The organism is Acinetobacter sp. BEC1-S18-ESBL-01 (genome assembly GCF_014169935.1).
Lineage (GTDB): Bacteria > Pseudomonadota > Gammaproteobacteria > Pseudomonadales > Moraxellaceae > Acinetobacter > Acinetobacter pittii.
This window is the reverse complement of record NZ_AP022302.1, coordinates 13755-32560: the sequence shown is the minus strand read 5'-3', so window position 1 is coordinate 32560 and position 18806 is coordinate 13755. Positions and strand designations below refer to the sequence as shown.

Genomic DNA, 18806 nt, shown 5'->3' with positions numbered 1-18806 from the left:
GTTGTGCCTCTAAAAAATAAATCCTAAGCGAGATCAAAGATTGTTTTGATCATAGTGCAAGGTAAAACAGTAGTCGAGATTGAAATATAACTACCTTAGTTTACGCAGAAAATAAGTCATGTTTTTAGCAAGTTCCTACGTAGGTGAAGATTTTATCACCATTTTATGGCAAACCCATAGAATGATCTAAAAACACCTTTTTCTACAAGCTGATTTTATTTACCAGACATGAAAAATGCACCCTTAACATGATAGCAATTCATCGTGTTAAAGGGTGCATGATTCCTAATCAATTATTAAAATTGAATATTTTATAGAACGCGTACAGCTCCTTTCGCTGCACTTGTTGTATGCATTGCATAAACTTTTAACGCTTTTGATACTTTACGTTTACGTTCTTCTTTCGGATGCCAGCCTTTCGCTTCCTGTACTGTACGACGATGTGCCATAGTCGCATCATCAACGTTTAAGTGAATCGTACGGTTTGGAATATCGATTTCAATAGTATCACCATCTTCAACCAAACCAATCGCACCGCCTTCAGCCGCTTCTGGTGAAACGTGACCAATTGAAAGACCTGATGAACCACCAGAGAAACGACCATCTGTTACCAATGCACAGTCTTTTCCTAAACCTTTCGATTTAAGGTAGCTAGTTGGGTAAAGCATTTCTTGCATACCCGGACCACCACGTGGACCTTCGTAACGAATCACAACCACATCGCCAGCTTTAATGTCATGACCTAAAATTGCATCTACAGCTGCATCTTGGCTCTCAAATACACGCGCTGTGCCCGTAAATTTCAAGATTGATTCATCAACACCTGCAGTTTTCACGATACAACCATCAAGCGCGATGTTGCCGTATAGAACTGCTAAACCACCATCTTTAGAGAAAGCATGTTCTGCATTACGGATAACGCCTTTTTCACGGTCGCCATCTAATGTTGAATAATAGCGATTTTGCGAGAATGCAACTTGAGTTGGAACACCACCTGGTGATGAACGATAGAATTCATAAACGTCTGCATCTTCAGTACGAATAATATCCCACTTATCCAACGCATCTTTTAAAGTTTTCTCGTGTACAGTCGGTACAGATACATCAAGCAACTTCGCACGATCAAGCTCACCTAAGATCGCCATAATGCCACCCGCACGGTGTACATCTTCCATATGAACGTCTTGTTTTGCAGGCGCTACTTTAGACAATACAGGAACTCGACGTGATAATTCGTCAATATCGTCCATTGTAAAATCAACTTCTGCTTCACTTGCCGCAGCCAATAAATGCAGAACCGTATTGGTTGAACCACCCATTGCAATATCAAGGGTCATCGCATTTTTAAATGCAGCCTTTGTTGCAATCGAACGAGGTAAAATGCTTGCATCTTCTTGTTCGTAATAGCGCTTAGCCAATTCAACAATAAGTTGGCCTGCTTTTAAGAATAGTTTCTTACGGTTTGCATGCGTCGCAACAATCGAACCATTACCCGGTAAAGATAAACCTAAAGCTTCTGTTAAACAGTTCATTGAGTTTGCAGTGAACATACCTGAACATGAACCACAGGTTGGACATGCCGAACGTTCAAATTCTTCAACTTCTTCGTCTGTATAACTTTCATCAGCCGCAACAACCATTGCATCAACAAGGTCAATCGCTTTTTCACTACCGCGGAACTTAACCTTACCAGCTTCCATTGGTCCGCCAGACACGAAAACAACAGGAATATTCAGACGCATCGCAGCCATGAGCATTCCCGGAGTAATTTTGTCACAGTTTGAAATACACACCATGGCATCTGCACAGTGTGCATTCACCATATATTCAACTGAGTCAGCAATCAAATCACGTGATGGTAAAGAATAAAGCATGCCGTCATGCCCCATTGCGATCCCGTCATCTACTGCGATCGTATTGAACTCTTTAGCAACACCACCTGCTGCCTGAATTTCTGCTGCGACAAGCTGCCCTAGATCTTTAAGATGTACATGGCCCGGCACAAATTGAGTAAATGAGTTGACCACCGCAATAATCGGTTTGCCGAAATCCTCATCTTTCATTCCTGTTGCACGCCATAAGCCACGTGCGCCAGCCATATTTCTTCCGTGTGTCGATGTTTTTGAACGATAGTCAGGCATTAGTGTTTCCAACAAGTTGTGCTTGAGCGGAATTTTTCCCGCTCTGGCGAATGATACTGATATAGCGTTAGATCAGTCGGAATATTGACTCATCATCATAATTTGATCATTCTCCATTCTATAGAAGCAAATAATATTCGGAAAGCCAAGAACAGTAATAGACAGTCAATATTTAGCAAAACTTACATGAATAATTTTTTATTTTTTCATAACCTTTTTTTATCAATAAAAGTTTTTCAATAATTTTTTGTTCACTATTTAAAAACTAAAATGCTCAATCGCTATGATTTTAGGGCTTCAATCGTTTTTCACGTATACTACGCCTAAACTCTTTTTGGATTGCATTTGTGAAAATTATTTTTGCTGGCACCCCCGAATTTGCTGCAACAGCATTGGCGGCTTTATTAAAAACTTCCCATGAAATTATCGCGGTTTACACTCAGCCAGATCGTAAATCGGGTCGTGGACAAAAACTAACGCCATCTCCTGTAAAACAACTTGCACTTGAGCATAATATCCCTGTTTATCAACCCCTTCACTTCAAAGCATCTACAGAAGAAGGTTTAGCGGCTCAACAAGAACTGGCAGCTTTAGGCGCAGATGTGATGGTGGTTGCAGCCTATGGTTTAATTCTTCCACAAACTGTGCTCGATACACCGAAATATGGCTGTTTAAATATTCACGGTTCATTATTACCACGTTGGCGCGGTGCAGCACCAATTCAGCGTGCGATTGCAACAGGTGATGAAGAAACCGGAATCACAATCATGCAAATGGCTGCTGGTTTAGATACAGGGGATATGATGTATAAAACCTACTGTCCAATCACAGCCGAAGATACATCAGCGACTTTACATGACAAACTCGCAGCTCAAGGTGCAACAGCAATTTGTGACGTACTCGAGTCAGAAGAAACACTACAAAAATATTTGGCAGAGCGTGAAGTTCAAGATGAAAGCCTAACTGTCTATGCACACAAATTGGTGAAATCAGAAGCTCGTATTGACTGGTCAAATGATGCTGTTCAGCTTGACCGAAATATTCGTGCGTTCAACCCTTGGCCTGTGTCGTTTTGTGAACTAGACGGGCAAGTGTTACGTGTTTGGGCCGCAGAACTTACGATTACTGAATTTAGTAACAAAGTCCCAGGTGAAATTGTTAGGGTAGACAATCATGGTGTGATGGTGGTTTGTGGAAAAGGTCGACCATTGCTATTAACTAGTGTGCAATGGCCAGGTGGTAAGGCTCTCAATAGCAAACAAATGTTACAAACTCAAAAATTTCATGTAGGACAAATTCTGTCATGAGTCAGGTTTCATCAAATTCGTCACGATTTAACTTACGTGCTCAAGTCGTCCAGACGTTATTAAAAGTTCAGCAAGGCCAATCACTCGCTAGTATTTTAAATACACAGCTCAATCAGGTAGCAGAGCGCGATCGCGCTTTGTTTCACGAACTTGTTTTAGGTACATTGCGCCAATGGTTTGCACTTAAATCAATTAGCCTGCCTCTACTCAGCAAGCCTTTAAATAATGAGACAGTAGAAACCTGTCTTTATGTTGGTCTTTATCAAGTTTTATGCACGCGTATTGCAGCGCATGCCGCTATTTCAGAAACAGTAGATGCAACCAAACAACTTGGTTTCCCTGCACTCAGCGGTATTGTGAATGCTATTTTGCGCCGAGCTACTCGTGAAACTGATGACTTTCAGCAAGGCTTACAGCAGGCGCATGGCTTACCAAGCTGGCTTTTCAAACGCTTAAAAAAGGATTGGGGTGAACAAACTGAATCTCTCTGCCAATCTTTGAAGCAAGTCGCGCCTTTAACCTTAAGGGTGAACCAGCGTCATATTGGCCGCGATGCTTATTTAGCAAAACTACAAAGTCTAGAAATTCAGGCACGTGCTTGTACTTTGTCTGAGGCAGGTATTGTTCTTGAACAATCTGTACAAATTACTCAACTACCTGGTTTTGAACAAGGTTGGTTTTCTGTACAAGATGAACACGCTCAGCTTTGCGCAACATTATTGCCAGATTTGAACGATAAAATAGTAGTTGATGCGTGTGCTGCCCCAGGGGGCAAAACTGCTCATTTACTTGAAAAGTTTAAACCTGCTCAGCTCATTGCGATTGATCAGGACCCAAGCCGTTTAGTGCGTGTAACTGAGAACTTAAATCGCTTAGCACTTGATCAAAGTCATACAGAGATTTTGGCAGCGGATGCAACTCAATGGGTACCTGCACAGCTAGTAGATTGTATTGTGCTCGATGCACCTTGCTCTGCTACAGGGGTTATTCGTCGTCATCCTGACATACGCCTATTGCGCCAATCTACCGATATAGCTCAAACCATTGAACTACAAAAGCAGATCTTGGACCACATGTGGCAACAGCTTAAAGTTGGCGGCACATTGCTTTACATCACCTGTTCAATTTTAAAAGCTGAAAATGAACAGCAAATGATGACTTTTTTTGCTGAAAATCCAAATGCAAAAGAGATCAAGATTGATGCTGATTGGGGAATCGAGCAAACTCATGGTCGCCAATTACTGCCACAAGCACAGTCTGGTGATGGATTTTATTATTGTAAAATCCAAAAAATTGCATAAAAAAAGCAGGCTTAAAGCCTGCTTTTTTTTCTCGATCAGTATCAAAGTGTGTGCTGATCTTTTACTTCTTCTAAAACGTCATCTAACTCTTCAGGATGCTTCGATAAATGGATAATGGATAAAACCAAGCCACCCCATAAAAACACCATCGAAATTACCATCATTACGATTGCTGAAGTATTCATTATTCTATCCTCCTAGCGATCTTTCATTTTGCTTAAAACAATTGCAACAACTGCACAGAAAATCACACTGCCCCAGCCGAATACACCTTGTAAGCTCATACTATAAGTATCATAGCCATTTTTGATCAAATTAAATACAGTCATACTGAGTGTAGTTAACAAGATTAACGATGTAATGACTGTTAAAGTGAAATCCCACCCCTTACCTAATTGAATAGTTGAGATGCGATTGACGTGATCACGAAGTTCTTTCAGTGCAGAACGTTTAAACCAAGTCACGGCAATAATAGAAAGTAAAGCACCGCCAATAATACCGATGTTATTGATAAAGTGGTCAACAATATCAACCAGCTTAATTGCGTTTACACTTGAGAATAAAATAATTGATACAAGTGCACTACCACCACCAATAATGGTTACAGCTTTTTTACGGCCCCATTTCAATTTATCTTGCATTGCTGCAATAGGTACTTCCAAAATACTCACCATCGAAGAAATACCTGCGACGAAAAGTGAAGAGAAGAATAAGAAACCAAATAAATCGGCACCTGTACCTAAACTTGAAATAATTTTAGGGAACGCAATAAATGCTAACCCAATCCCGCCACTCACAACATCTTTAACTTCAGTACCTGCTGCATGAGCCATAAAACCAAGCGCTGCGAAGATACCAATACCAGCCAAAATCTCTGTTGATGCATTTGCAAAACCAACGATTAAACCAGAACCTGTTAAATTCGTTTTTGGTTTCAAATAAGATGCATAAGTCACCATGATCCCGAAACCGACAGAGAGGGAGAAGAAAGTATGGCCATAAGCAGCTAACCAAACTTTATAATCCATCATTGCTGACCAGTTCGGCGTAAAGAAAGCATTTAAGCCTTGAACCGCGCCTGGTAAACGTAATGATTGAATCACTAAAATAGTGAAGAGAATGAATAATAAAGGCATGAAAATCTTATTCGATAATTCCACACCTTTTTTCACACCACCATAAAGAATGATTAGAGTAAGTGCCCAAATCCCAACAATCGGCCAGAATAAATGACCTACAAACTGTAAATCAAAACCGGTTGCTTTTGTGGTCTGCAAATAGGTATTAAAGAAGAAACCTTCCGGATCACTTCCCCACATTTGGCCAATAGAGAAGTAAACATAACTACCAGCCCAAGTGAGTACACTTGCATAGTACAAACCAATGATGATACAGACACAAACCTGCCACCAACCTAATGTTTCCCCGCCTTTAAATAGGGCACGATACGCTTTAGGAGGTGAACCAGTACTACGATGTCCTACCGCATAATCTAAAAATAGTAACGGTAAACCAGCAGTAATGAGTGCCAATAGATAGGGAATAAGAAATGCGCCACCACCATTTTCATAAGCAACGTATGGAAAGCGCCAGATATTACCTAAGCCTACAGCCGAACCAACGGCTGCAATAATAAAACCAGATCGTGACGTCCAGTTTTCACGAGAATCTGTCATAGAACACCTAATGTTAAAAGATTACTTATTTTTACTGCTATTGTTGATTGTTATTCCGCATGCAAAAAAAGAACCAAAAAATACTTTTGTGTTTGTAGAAAATAAAATGCACCTTTTGAGTATTTTTATTCCCTTAACAAACAAGCAAAAATAGAAAATTCTTCCTTAAAGATTTTTGTCCATTTTTTGCCCCTATATAGCTGAACAATACCTGTTTTTATTTCTTTTTACTGTAATTTCCGTCAGAAATTTTACGAATTTTCTGAGTTTTTTTCACAATTGGTTATTTTTCAGCTAATATTTACGTACTACTACTTGCAGATCAAAATTATTATTCAATGCAATTTTATTGTAATCCCTGAAAATACTTATTTAATTACTCAACTTATCCACTAATTTATTTTTAACTCCCTAGTTATCAATTAAAATTTAATAAGTCCGATACGATTGACAAAATTTATACTAAATTTTCTAAAAGATTAAATTCATTTAAATGAAGAAGAAAATATTAATTATTTGAATTAAATAAACTTTTTTAAGGTTTAAAAATTTACTCATCTCACACACCTCAGATCCTTATTTTTTATCAATGCATCTGTAGCAAGATCTCTATATCATGCGCTCAAAGATTTCTTTTATGTGGATGTAAAAATGAAAATATTAAAAATATCTTTATTAACGCTCGGGATGGGCTTAAGTGGCTTTGCTCAAGCAGACTTCGTAGGAGTAAAAGGCGACGTAGGTTACTGGTTCTATGACGGTAAAGCTAATATGTCTTCTCAATCACCTGAAGATCAAGATTTAGATCAAAAAGGCAGTGCTCAAATCTCATTAGCAGTAGAACACCCAATTCCATTTATTCCAAATGCAAAAATTCGTTATGTAAATTTAGATACCGAAACTAAATCAGAAACTTTAGGTCAAGCCAACTATAAAGTTGATTTAGATCATAGCGATTTTATCCTCTACTATGAGTTACTAGATAATATTGTAAGTGTGGATGCTGGTCTTGGTGCAACTGTATTAAATGGTGATATTACTGCGTACACAGGTAAGCGCGTGGATATTGATAAAACATATCCTATTGCTTATTTGTCAGGTGAAGTAAAACTACCGTTTACAGGCTTAAGTGCTAAAGGTGAAGCAACTTATACAAACTTTGATGATGCACGAATTACAGATGCACTGGCAGAAGTAAAATATAAATTTGCAGATAACTTACTCATTGATCTGGGTCTAACAGCAGGCTATCGCGTACTTAATATCAACTTAGATGACTACGATAACAATGACCTTAAATTTGAGTTTAAAGGCCCATATGTAGGTTTAGAAGCACATTTCTAAATCAGAATTTCAGAAATAAAAAAAGAACTCTATATGAGTTCTTTTTTATTTAAATCATATCTACATAACCTAAATATTCTCGAATCCTTTGACACCACGCTTGAATATTTGGATATAGCTCCAAATCAAAACCACCTTCCTCCGCGACATGCGTGTATGCATACAAGGCAATGTCAGCAATAGTTAATTGATCTCCAACAAGATAGTCGTGGTCTACTAAAGCTTTATCCATAATAGATAGTGCTTTATGGCCTTTTGGCTGTAAATTATGGTATTCCTCTATTCTTTCTGGTGGTAACCCTAAATATTTATTAATAAAACGAGCAACCGCAATAAATGGTTCATGACTATACTGCTCAAAGAACATCCATTGGTACATTTTTGCTTTAATAAAAGGATCTGTAGGAATAAATTTTGTTCCTTCAGCCAAGTAACCTAAGATAGCATTCGACTCACTCAAAACACGACCATCTTCTAGGACTAATACAGGTATTTTTCCATTAGGATTTAACGACAAAAAATCAGCTGATTGAGTTTCTTTGTTTAAAATATCAACGTGGATCCATCTATGATTAATATTTAATAAGGAAAGTAATAGTTTTATCTTATAGCAGTTACCCGAACCGACATCACCATAAATTATCATAGATGCTCTTCCCTTATTATGCATACTTAAAAGATTAATTTTCTTATTATTTATAGCACAACTCTTCCTTAGTATTTTTATATTTATTCTCCGCCTATATATTTTTTCTCCCCCGATAAAAAAACACCCCCATTCATTAGAACGGGGGTGTTTAGAATAATGAGCTGGCGATGACTTACTCTCACATGGGTAACCCCACACTACCATCAGCGCTAAGAGGTTTCACTTCTGAGTTCGGGAAGGGATCAGGTGGTTCACTCTTGCTATGGTCGCCAGCACAACTGGTATGGATACTTGCTTCGTTTTATTCACTGTGTGATACGTTGCGTTTTCCAAATCTTGACAGATGGGCTGATTGAATCTGATTTTTCGTTGTTCATTTTAGCTAGTAGTATAACTAAATCAAGTTGCTTTGCATGTTTATGAATCGATTGATGCTTCATATACAACTGCTTGGGTGTTGTATAGTCAAGCCTCACGAGCAATTAGTATTGGTCAGCTTCACATATCACTATGCTTCCACATCCAACCTATCAACGTCCTAGTCTCGAACGGCTCTTTAGAGGAATAAATTCCTAGGGAAATCTTATCTTGAGGTAGGCTTCCCGCTTAGATGCTTTCAGCGGTTATCCCTTCCGAACATAGCTACCCGGCGATGCGACTGGCGTCACAACCGGTACACCAGAGGTTCGTCCACTCTGGTCCTCTCGTACTAGGAGCAGATCCTCTCAAATTTCCAGCGCCCACGGTAGATAGGGACCGAACTGTCTCACGACGTTCTAAACCCAGCTCGCGTACCTCTTTAAATGGCGAACAGCCATACCCTTGGGACCTGCTTCAGCCCCAGGATGAGATGAGCCGACATCGAGGTGCCAAACACCGCCGTCGATATGAACTCTTGGGCGGTATCAGCCTGTTATCCCCAGAGTACCTTTTATCCGTTGAGCGATGGCCCTTCCATACAGAACCACCGGATCACTAAGACCTACTTTCGTACCTGCTCGACTTGTGGGTCTCGCAGTTAAGCGCGCTTTTGCCTTTATACTCTACGCGTGATTTCCGACCACGCTGAGCGCACCTTCGTACTCCTCCGTTACTCTTTAGGAGGAGACCGCCCCAGTCAAACTACCCACCAGACACGGTCCTCGTCCCGGATAACGGGACAGAGTTAGAACCTCAACATTACCAGGGTGGTATTTCAAGGACGGCTCCATTGGAACTAGCGTTCCAACTTCAAAGCCTCCCACCTATCCTACACAAGTAAGGTCAAAGTTCAGTGTCAAGCTGCAGTAAAGGTTCACGGGGTCTTTCCGTCTAGCCGCGGGTACACTGCATCTTCACAGCGATTTCGATTTCACTGAGCCTCTGCTGGAGACAGCGCCGCCATCATTATGCCATTCGTGCAGGTCGGAACTTACCCGACAAGGAATTTCGCTACCTTAGGACCGTTATAGTTACGGCCGCCGTTTACTGGGGCTTCGATCAAGAGCTTCGCTTACGCTAACCCCATCAATTAACCTTCCAGCACCGGGCAGGCATCACACCCTATACGTCCACTTTCGTGTTTGCAGAGTGCTATGTTTTTAATAAACAGTTGCAGCGGCCTGGTTTCTGCGGCTGTCGTCAGCTCAGGAAGCAAGTTCCATCACCAACAACAGCGTACCTTCTCCCGAAGTTACGGTACCATTTTGCCTAGTTCCTTCAGCAGAGTTCTCTCAAGCGCCTTGGTCTACTCGACCTGACCACCTGTGTCGGTTTCGGGTACGATTCCTGTGTAACTGAAGCTTAGAGACTTTTCCTGGAAGCATGGTATCAGCCACTTCACTGTACAAGTACAGCTTGCTATCGGATCTCAGTATAGAGTACCCCGGATTTGCCTAAGATACATACCTACATCCTTCCACCTGGACAACCAACGCCAGGCTGACTTAACCTTCTCCGTCCTCTCATCGCATTACACAGAAGTATTGGAATATTAACCAATTTCCCATCGACTACGCCTTTCGGCCTCGCCTTAGGGGTCGACTCACCCAGCCCCGATTAACGTTGGACTGGAACCCTTGGTCTTTCGGCGAACGGGTTTTTCACCCGTTTTGTCGTTACTCACGTCAGCATTCGCACTTCTGATACCTCCAGCATACTTCTCAATACACCTTCATCGGCTTACAGAACGCTCCCCTACCACTTGACTAATGTCAAATCCGCAGCTTCGGCACATAATTTTAGCCCCGTTACATCTTCCGCGCAGGCCGACTCGACTAGTGAGCTATTACGCTTTCTTTAAAGGGTGGCTGCTTCTAAGCCAACCTCCTAGCTGTCTATGCCTTCCCACATCGTTTCCCACTTAACTATGATTTTGGGGCCTTAGCTGGCGGTCTGGATTGTTTTCCTCTTGACTACGGACGTTAGCACCCGCAGTCTGTCTCCCGGATAGTACTCATAGGTATTCGGAGTTTGCATCGGTTTGGTAAGTCGGGATGACCCCCTAGCCGAAACAGTGCTCTACCCCCTATGGTATTCGTCCGAGGCGCTACCTAAATAGCTTTCGGGGAGAACCAGCTATCACCAGGCTTGATTAGCCTTTCACCCCTATCCACAAGTCATCCCCTGGCTTTTCAACGACAGTGGGTTCGGTCCTCCAGTTAGTGTTACCCAACCTTCAACCTGCTCATGGATAGATCGCCTGGTTTCGGGTCTATACCCAGCAACTAAACGCCCTATTAAGACTCGATTTCTCTACGGCTCCCCTATACGGTTAACCTCGCTACTGAATATAAGTCGCTGACCCATTATACAAAAGGTACGCAGTCACACCACGAAGGTGCTCCCACTGCTTGTATGCATGCGGTTTCAGGATCTATTTCACTCCCCTCACAGGGGTTCTTTTCGCCTTTCCCTCACGGTACTGGTTCACTATCGGTCAGTCAGGAGTATTTAGCCTTGGAGGATGGTCCCCCCATATTCAGACAAGGTTTCACGTGCCTCGCCCTACTCGTCATCATTATGTGTGCCCTTTCGTGTACGGGAATATCACCCTCTACGTTCGCACTTCCCAGAGCGTTCCACTAAAACACACATAACTTAATGGGCTGATCCCCGTTCGCTCGCCGCTACTGAGGGAATCTCAATTGATTTCTTTTCCTAAGGGTACTGAGATGTTTCACTTCCCCTCGTTCGCCTTGCAACACTATGTATTCATGTTGCAATACCTACCTTAAAGTAGGTGGGTTCCCCCATTCAGAAATCTCCGGATCAAAGGATATTTGCCGCCTCCCCGGAGCTTTTCGCAGGCTATCACGTCTTTCATCGCCTCTGACTGCCAAGGCATCCACCACATGCACTTAATTACTTGACTATACAACCCCAAACAGTCGTCAACACCTACAAGTGAGTGTTGTCCGTGCGATTCTTCATCGCTACTATCTGTTGTCTGTGTACTTAAACACTGTACAGCTTCAATCTAAATTCATATACCAAAACGCTTGATTCAGTTAATTTGCTAGTTCTCAATTCATCTAGATTAATTGCTTAATCTAAACTCTTGAGTGAACAATTTATTTCAGACTCAATTTTGCCAATCTGTTAATGAATAAACATGCCTTCGTCAGGTCATGCTTAATACCGTGATACTTAAATCACAGAAGTTAATAAACCAAGATCTAAATCTCTATTTACTAATTTCTGTAATCCGAACTTCTCTTAAGTTCTGGTGGAGACTAGGAGAGTCGAACTCCTGACCTCCTGCGTGCAAAGCAGGCGCTCTACCAACTAAGCTAAGTCCCCAGCTTACATCATCAGTCATGTATCTTTTATCTATAACTTCAACCAGTCAAAGTCATGGTGGGTCTGACAAGACTTGAACTTGTGACCCCACGCTTATCAAGCGTGTGCTCTAACCAACTGAGCTACAGACCCTCAGATACATCTATGAAGAACAACTTGTTGTGGATTCTTACCAATCGTCAATCTTTCGTTAAGGAGGTGATCCAGCCGCAGGTTCCCCTACGGCTACCTTGTTACGACTTCACCCCAGTCATCGGCCACACCGTGGTAACCGCCCTCTTTGCAGTTAGGCTAGCTACTTCTGGTGCAACAAACTCCCATGGTGTGACGGGCGGTGTGTACAAGGCCCGGGAACGTATTCACCGCGGCATTCTGATCCGCGATTACTAGCGATTCCGACTTCATGGAGTCGAGTTGCAGACTCCAATCCGGACTACGATCGGCTTTTTGAGATTAGCATCCTATCGCTAGGTAGCAACCCTTTGTACCGACCATTGTAGCACGTGTGTAGCCCTGGCCGTAAGGGCCATGATGACTTGACGTCGTCCCCGCCTTCCTCCAGTTTGTCACTGGCAGTATCCTTAAAGTTCCCGACATTACTCGCTGGCAAATAAGGAAAAGGGTTGCGCTCGTTGCGGGACTTAACCCAACATCTCACGACACGAGCTGACGACAGCCATGCAGCACCTGTATGTAAGTTCCCGAAGGCACCAATCCATCTCTGGAAAGTTCTTACTATGTCAAGGCCAGGTAAGGTTCTTCGCGTTGCATCGAATTAAACCACATGCTCCACCGCTTGTGCGGGCCCCCGTCAATTCATTTGAGTTTTAGTCTTGCGACCGTACTCCCCAGGCGGTCTACTTATCGCGTTAGCTGCGCCACTAAAGCCTCAAAGGCCCCAACGGCTAGTAGACATCGTTTACGGCATGGACTACCAGGGTATCTAATCCTGTTTGCTCCCCATGCTTTCGCACCTCAGCGTCAGTGTTAGGCCAGATGGCTGCCTTCGCCATCGGTATTCCTCCAGATCTCTACGCATTTCACCGCTACACCTGGAATTCTACCATCCTCTCCCACACTCTAGCTAACCAGTATCGAATGCAATTCCCAAGTTAAGCTCGGGGATTTCACATTTGACTTAATTAGCCGCCTACGCGCGCTTTACGCCCAGTAAATCCGATTAACGCTTGCACCCTCTGTATTACCGCGGCTGCTGGCACAGAGTTAGCCGGTGCTTATTCTGCGAGTAACGTCCACTATCTCTAGGTATTAACTAAAGTAGCCTCCTCCTCGCTTAAAGTGCTTTACAACCATAAGGCCTTCTTCACACACGCGGCATGGCTGGATCAGGCTTGCGCCCATTGTCCAATATTCCCCACTGCTGCCTCCCGTAGGAGTCTGGGCCGTGTCTCAGTCCCAGTGTGGCGGATCATCCTCTCAGACCCGCTACAGATCGTCGCCTTGGTAGGCCTTTACCCCACCAACTAGCTAATCCGACTTAGGCTCATCTATTAGCGCAAGGTCCGAAGATCCCCTGCTTTCTCCCGTAGGACGTATGCGGTATTAGCATTCCTTTCGAAATGTTGTCCCCCACTAATAGGCAGATTCCTAAGCATTACTCACCCGTCCGCCGCTAAGATCAGTAGCAAGCTACCTCTCTCCGCTCGACTTGCATGTGTTAAGCCTGCCGCCAGCGTTCAATCTGAGCCATGATCAAACTCTTCAGTTAAAATCATTTTGCACCTTATTAAAGACAAGGTGCCAATTCTGGCTCATCAATTACTGACTTAAATTTCGCTCAAATAAACTTCGAGTAATTTAAACCAATCAATTAATGAAAATTATTTCGATTAATCAATCAGTAAAAATCCACACAAGTTGTTCTTCAATTCTCTTAATGATCTTCTTCCTGGTTCGTCACCAGCAAGCTAGGTCGGCTATATTACTCTTAATCTCTTAAAAGTCAACAGGTAATTTCGATATTTTTAAAACTTATCTCTCAAACCAACTTACCATCAAATTCATCACTTAAAGCAACCAATCTAATCACAAGTAACTGTTTTTCAACAAGTTTCTATCTGCATCACCGCCGATGGATGTGCATTATAGACCATCTCATCCCCTTTGCAAGGGGTATTTCAGCCTTTTTCACTTGAGTGCCGTTTTTTTCTACTATTTTGCGAAAAAAGTGATATATATGGCTTTTTTTTAGGCACTTTCACTGCCTTATATTAGTTTTATATTTAAGAATTTGGGACATTTTTAATTTCCTATGTCTTTAATAGGGTTTATAGACATATATACTCCCTTAAGTCCAAAGATTCCAAAGATTCCAAAGATTCCAAAGATTCCAAAGATTCCAAAGATTCCAAAGATTCCAAAGATTCCAAAGATACCAAAGATTCCAAAGATTCCAAAGATTCCAAAGATTCCAAAGATTCCAAAGATTCCAAAGATTCCAAAGATTCCAAAGATTCCAAAGATTCCAAAGATTCCAAAGATTCCAAAGATTCCAAAGATTCCAAAGATTCCAAAGATTCCAAAGATTCCAAAGACAGACTAGAGCAAATACTCTATTTATTGATTAATACTTTCTATTCTTTACTTATTCTATTTTTCTACTTATTAAGTTAATTACAAATTGTTCCACGTGGAACGCTTAATTGATTTTGTGATCAGAAATAAAAAAAGCAGGATTACTCCTGCTTTTTACTCTATAACTTTATTTTATTAGTCAGTGAAAATTACACGTGCAATTGCTTTTTTACCTGATTGAATAATAAAGCTTCCTTTTTCTTTTACAGAGAAGCTTGCATCAACGGCATTCCAGTCAACTTTTACCGCACCACGAGCAACCGCATCTTTTGCCGCAGCTGCATTTGGGTTTAGCCCCGCTACACGTAAAATCGTAGCAATAAAGATTTCTCCTCCAAACTCACCAAGTGAAATAGTCACTTCTGGTGTGTCTTCAGGTACTTCACCTTCTGTAATACGGTTACCAGCACTCTTATGGGCATTAGCAGCAGCTTCTGCATCATGGAAGCGTTCAACTAGCTCAAGTGCAAGGATGCGTTTTACTTCTTGCGGATTACGACCAGCAGCAATTTCATCTAATAGAGCTTTGATCTCATCAAGAGATTTGAAGCTTAATAAATCGAAATAGCGTTCAATTAAAGAGTCTGGCATTGATAAAACTTTTTGGTACATTGCCCCTGGTGTATCAAATACACCAATATAGTTACCTAAAGATTTAGACATTTTATTTACGCCATCTAGACCTTCTAGAATCGGCACGGTGATACACACTTGAGATTCTTGGCCATAACGGCTTTGTAAAGTACGACCCATAAGTAAGTTAAAGGTCTGGTCTGTACCGCCTAACTCAACGTCAGCTTCAAGCGCAATTGAGTCATAACCTTGAACTAAAGGATATAAAAACTCATGAATTGCAATCGGCTGATGATTGCTATAACGCTTAGTAAAGTCATCACGCTCTAACATACGTGATACGGTTTGCTGGCTTGCTAATTGAATAAGGTCAGCAGCAGACTTTTGATTAAACCATTCTGAGTTAAAACGTACTTTTGTTTTATTCGGGTCTAATATCTTGAATACTTGCTCTTGATAAGTTTTAGCGTTGGCTTCTACTTGTTCACGTGACAACGGTGGACGAGTTGCGCTTTTACCAGTTGGGTCACCAATCATCGCTGTATAGTCACCAATTAAGAAGGTAACTTCATGGCCCAAGTCTTGGAAAGTTTTTAGTTTATTAATAAGAACCGTATGTCCTAAATGTAAATCTGGTGCTGTAGGGTCAAAACCAGCTTTAATTTTAAGAGGACGATTCTCTTTAAGCTTTTTCAGTAAATCTTCTTCTGAAATAATTTCGTGCGTGCCTCGTTGGATGAGGGCAAGCTGTTCTTCGGCGGGCAAGAAATTTGACATCACAAAACCTAAACACATCAGTTATTCAATTTGTGCGATATACTAACATTTTTTCAGCGTCTTGCAGGGGAAGTTGCATATGAGCGCAATCTATATCGGCGTAATGACTGGCACTAGTATGGATGGTGTAGATATTGTTGCGGCTTCATTTGAGCCACTACAGCTTCATGCCACTCTTACAGTTCCATTCGAACCCGAGTTACGTGATGAGCTTATGGCATTAACTTTACCTGATGACAATGAAATTGACCGCATGGGTAAAGCTGATGTTGCTCTGGCCCAAATGATTGGTCATGGGATTAATACTCTCATTGAAAAGCATCAATTAGACCGTAGCCAAATAAAAGCAATTGGTTCGCATGGGCAAACCATTCGTCATCGTCCAGAACATGGCTTTACGCTACAAATTGGTGATCCAAACATTATTACTGAAATTACTCAGATTCCGGTTGTTTCAGATTTCCGTCGTAGAGATATGGCAGCAGGAGGTCAAGGCGCGCCATTGGTTCCGGCTTTCCATCAAGCATTATTTCAACATCCAAGTATTCATCGTGTGATTTTGAATTTGGGTGGTATTGCCAATGTGAGTATGCTGCCAGCCAATAATGCTGACGGCGTATTTGGTTTTGATACAGGACCTGCAAATATTTTGATGGATGCGTGGTGTCATCGCCATACAGGTCATCCATATGATGAAAATGGTGATTGGGCTGCCTATGGTCACCCTATTCGCTCTTTACTCGACCGTCTTCATGCGCATGAGTATTTTTCTAAAGAACCACCTAAGAGCACAGGACGTGAAGACTTTAATATTGACTGGTTAGATGATCAGTTAATCGATTGGCGAAATGATTTAACTTACGATGAGTTAGAAGATACCCCTGAAAACATTCAAGCAACCCTATTAAAACTTACTGTGCGTGCTATTCAAAAAGCGATTTATCGTTCTGAGATGGAAACAGGCGAAGTGTATGTTTGCGGTGGTGGAGCTTATAACTCTTATTTACTAGAACAATTACGTTGGCGTTTACGTAAACATAATTGGTCTGTTCAACCTACCGATGTGTTAGGACTTTCCCCTACTTGGGTCGAGGCTACAGCATTTGCATGGTTAGCAATGCGCTTTGTAGATGGTTTAAGTGGAAATTTGCCAGCAGTCACAGGCGCTTCGGATTTCAGAATCCTAGGTACGATCACGGCAGTATAAAACTATTTATTGATTTGTTTGACTAGATTCGACCTCATAGCACATTTACTGACCCGAAATGCTGTTATGTAAATGAGCATAAAAACTCATGATAAATGCCGATAAAAATAATTTAAGGCATGTTTGTATGGATCTGACCAAACGTATTCATCAATATACACGCGGGGCTTGGACATTCGATGTGATTGATTCAGGCCCTCTAGATGGTCCTCTCGTTGTTTTATTGCATGGTTTTCCAGAAACTGCTCATAGTTGGGAGCAGACTTCGGAATTATTGCATGAGCATCAATTTAGAACACTTGCGATTCATCAACGTGGTTATAGTTTAAATGCTAGGCCTAAAAGCCGATTTCAATATTCATTGAGTGAACTTGTAGAAGATGTGGCAAGTTTAATTGAACAGCTTGGCCAGCCAGTTTATTTAATTGGGCACGACTGGGGCTCGGCAATTGCTTCAGGCGTTGCTATGAAGTATCCACAATATATTCAACATCTCACTTTAGTTTCTGTACCCCACCAAGCTGCATTTTTAAAAGCTTGTTTAAGCAGTAGACAACTTTTTAAATCTTATTATTTTGCAATTTTTCAGTTACCGATTCTGCCCGAACTTTTATTTAAAAAGATACCTAAATTGGGTCGTAGGTTTCTAAAGTCATCAGGCATGACTGAACAGCAAATTGCGATATTTGAGGCTGAGTTTATAAAGGAAAATAGATTAACCACGGCGTTGAATTGGTATCGTGGCTTTTTTTGGGACAAACCTCAAAATCCGTTTAAAGCCATAGATGTCTCCACTCTTTTTATTTGGGGTAAACATGATATTGCCGTTACAGAAAAAAGCGCCGAGCTAAACTCACATTATTTTAAAAATAGTTATGAAGCAGTTTTTATGGATGCGTCGCATTGGATTCCCTATCAGAATGCGCCTGAACTGGTGCAATACTTTTTAGAATCTGTCCGTAAAAAATAATGATTTGATCAATAAAAAAACCTCTCAAAATAGAGAGGTTTTTTAAATTTTAAAATTCTATTAAATCGAGAATGAAGAACCACAACCACATGTTGTTGTTGCATTCGGGTTTTGTACGATAAAACGCGAACCTTCAAGACCTTCTACATAGTCAACTACTGAACCAATGAGGTATTGGTAGCTAAGTGAGTCAACCAGCATTTTTACATCGCCATTTACGAATTCTGCATCATCTTCATTTACGCTTTCAGCAAAATTGAAGCCATACGAAAACCCTGAACACCCGCCTCCCGTTACATATACACGTAACATGAGATCGTCATTCCCTTCACTATCACGGAGTTGGCGTACCTTATTGGCAGCATTATCTGTCAAAACTAGAGCTTGGGCATTCATGATGATTGTTCCTCGGATTTTGCTGTGCCTTTCAAAATAAAAAAGACCCTATATTGAGTATAGCATAATCAATATAGGGTCTGTCTTCGA

12 protein-coding genes, 2 tRNA genes and 3 rRNA genes are annotated in these 18806 nt (G+C 41.4%); 6 read left to right on the top strand and 11 right to left on the bottom strand.

Annotated features, from left to right (window positions below):
- Positions 1 to 311: 311 nt before the first annotated feature.
- Positions 312 to 2141: a dihydroxy-acid dehydratase gene (gene ilvD, locus H7R46_RS00135; protein WP_025469767.1), complete on the bottom strand. Its 1830-nt coding sequence runs from the start codon at positions 2139 to 2141 to the stop codon at positions 312 to 314.
- Positions 2142 to 2488: 347 nt separating this feature from the next.
- Here ilvD and fmt point away from each other — a divergent pair, with 347 nt between their 5' ends.
- Positions 2489 to 3448 (top strand): methionyl-tRNA formyltransferase, encoded by a 960-nt coding sequence (fmt, locus tag H7R46_RS00130; RefSeq protein WP_005066547.1) that lies wholly within the window; start codon positions 2489 to 2491, stop codon positions 3446 to 3448.
- Positions 3445 to 4749 (top strand): 16S rRNA (cytosine(967)-C(5))-methyltransferase RsmB, encoded by a 1305-nt coding sequence (gene rsmB / locus H7R46_RS00125; protein ID WP_086260912.1) that lies wholly within the window; start codon positions 3445 to 3447, stop codon positions 4747 to 4749. Before fmt ends, rsmB begins: the two co-directional genes overlap by 4 nt.
- 41 nt (positions 4750 to 4790) lie before the next feature.
- Here rsmB and H7R46_RS00120 read toward each other — a convergent pair whose 3' ends face one another.
- The gene (locus H7R46_RS00120) at positions 4791 to 4934 is read right to left on the bottom strand and encodes a methionine/alanine import family NSS transporter small subunit (protein WP_016142648.1); all 144 of its coding nucleotides are present in this window, start codon (positions 4932 to 4934) and stop codon (positions 4791 to 4793) included.
- 12 nt (positions 4935 to 4946) lie between these two features.
- Positions 4947 to 6425 (bottom strand): sodium-dependent transporter, encoded by a 1479-nt coding sequence (locus H7R46_RS00115; protein ID WP_002119149.1) that lies wholly within the window; start codon positions 6423 to 6425, stop codon positions 4947 to 4949.
- Positions 6426 to 7064: 639 nt separating this feature from the next.
- Between H7R46_RS00115 and H7R46_RS00110 the strand changes: the two genes are divergently transcribed.
- The gene (locus H7R46_RS00110; protein ID WP_078219904.1) at positions 7065 to 7769 is read left to right on the top strand and encodes a TIGR04219 family outer membrane beta-barrel protein; all 705 of its coding nucleotides are present in this window, start codon (positions 7065 to 7067) and stop codon (positions 7767 to 7769) included.
- Positions 7770 to 7818: 49 nt separating this feature from the next.
- On the opposite strand, the gene H7R46_RS00105 is transcribed toward H7R46_RS00110, so the two are convergent.
- From H7R46_RS00105 to H7R46_RS00080, 6 genes are all read right to left on the bottom strand, one after another.
- Entirely contained in the window at positions 7819 to 8415 is a 597-nt protein-coding gene (locus tag H7R46_RS00105; protein ID WP_032012858.1) for a glutathione S-transferase family protein, read from the bottom strand.
- Positions 8416 to 8577: 162 nt separating this feature from the next.
- Positions 8578 to 8692, bottom strand: a 5S ribosomal RNA gene (gene rrf, locus H7R46_RS00100).
- A gap of 187 nt (positions 8693 to 8879) precedes the next feature.
- Positions 8880 to 11770: ribosomal RNA gene (locus H7R46_RS00095) — 23S ribosomal RNA — on the bottom strand.
- Positions 11771 to 12122: 352 nt separating this feature from the next.
- Positions 12123 to 12198: transfer RNA gene (locus tag H7R46_RS00090), tRNA-Ala, on the bottom strand.
- A 55-nt stretch (positions 12199 to 12253) separates the two neighbouring features.
- Positions 12254 to 12330: transfer RNA gene (locus H7R46_RS00085), tRNA-Ile, on the bottom strand.
- Between the two features lie 59 nt (positions 12331 to 12389).
- Positions 12390 to 13927 (bottom strand): 16S ribosomal RNA (locus H7R46_RS00080).
- Together the 16S, 23S and 5S rRNA genes with 2 tRNA genes alongside form the textbook arrangement of a ribosomal RNA operon.
- Before the next feature lie 543 nt (positions 13928 to 14470).
- Between H7R46_RS00080 and H7R46_RS00075 the strand changes: the two genes are divergently transcribed.
- Positions 14471 to 14761 carry a hypothetical protein gene (locus H7R46_RS00075; protein WP_182924234.1) on the top strand — a complete coding sequence of 97 codons (291 nt, stop codon included), beginning with the start codon at positions 14471 to 14473 and terminating at the stop codon, positions 14759 to 14761.
- 167 nt (positions 14762 to 14928) lie between these two features.
- On the opposite strand, the gene tyrS is transcribed toward H7R46_RS00075, so the two are convergent.
- Positions 14929 to 16161 (bottom strand): tyrosine--tRNA ligase, encoded by a 1233-nt coding sequence (tyrS, locus tag H7R46_RS00070; RefSeq protein ID WP_017481201.1) that lies wholly within the window; start codon positions 16159 to 16161, stop codon positions 14929 to 14931.
- A gap of 61 nt (positions 16162 to 16222) precedes the next feature.
- On the opposite strand from tyrS, the gene H7R46_RS00065 reads away from it, so the two are divergent.
- Together H7R46_RS00065 and H7R46_RS00060 are read left to right on the top strand one after the other, a co-directional pair.
- Positions 16223 to 17350, top strand: a complete 1128-nt coding sequence (locus tag H7R46_RS00065; protein ID WP_086260980.1) for an anhydro-N-acetylmuramic acid kinase — start codon at positions 16223 to 16225, stop codon at positions 17348 to 17350.
- A 127-nt stretch (positions 17351 to 17477) separates the two neighbouring features.
- A complete protein-coding gene (locus H7R46_RS00060; protein ID WP_086260979.1) occupies positions 17478 to 18320 on the top strand; it encodes an alpha/beta fold hydrolase in 843 nt (280 codons plus the stop codon).
- A 60-nt stretch (positions 18321 to 18380) separates the two neighbouring features.
- Here H7R46_RS00060 and erpA read toward each other — a convergent pair whose 3' ends face one another.
- Positions 18381 to 18716 carry an iron-sulfur cluster insertion protein ErpA gene (erpA, locus tag H7R46_RS00055; RefSeq protein ID WP_002115421.1) on the bottom strand — a complete coding sequence of 112 codons (336 nt, stop codon included), beginning with the start codon at positions 18714 to 18716 and terminating at the stop codon, positions 18381 to 18383.
- Positions 18717 to 18806 lie beyond the last annotated feature (90 nt).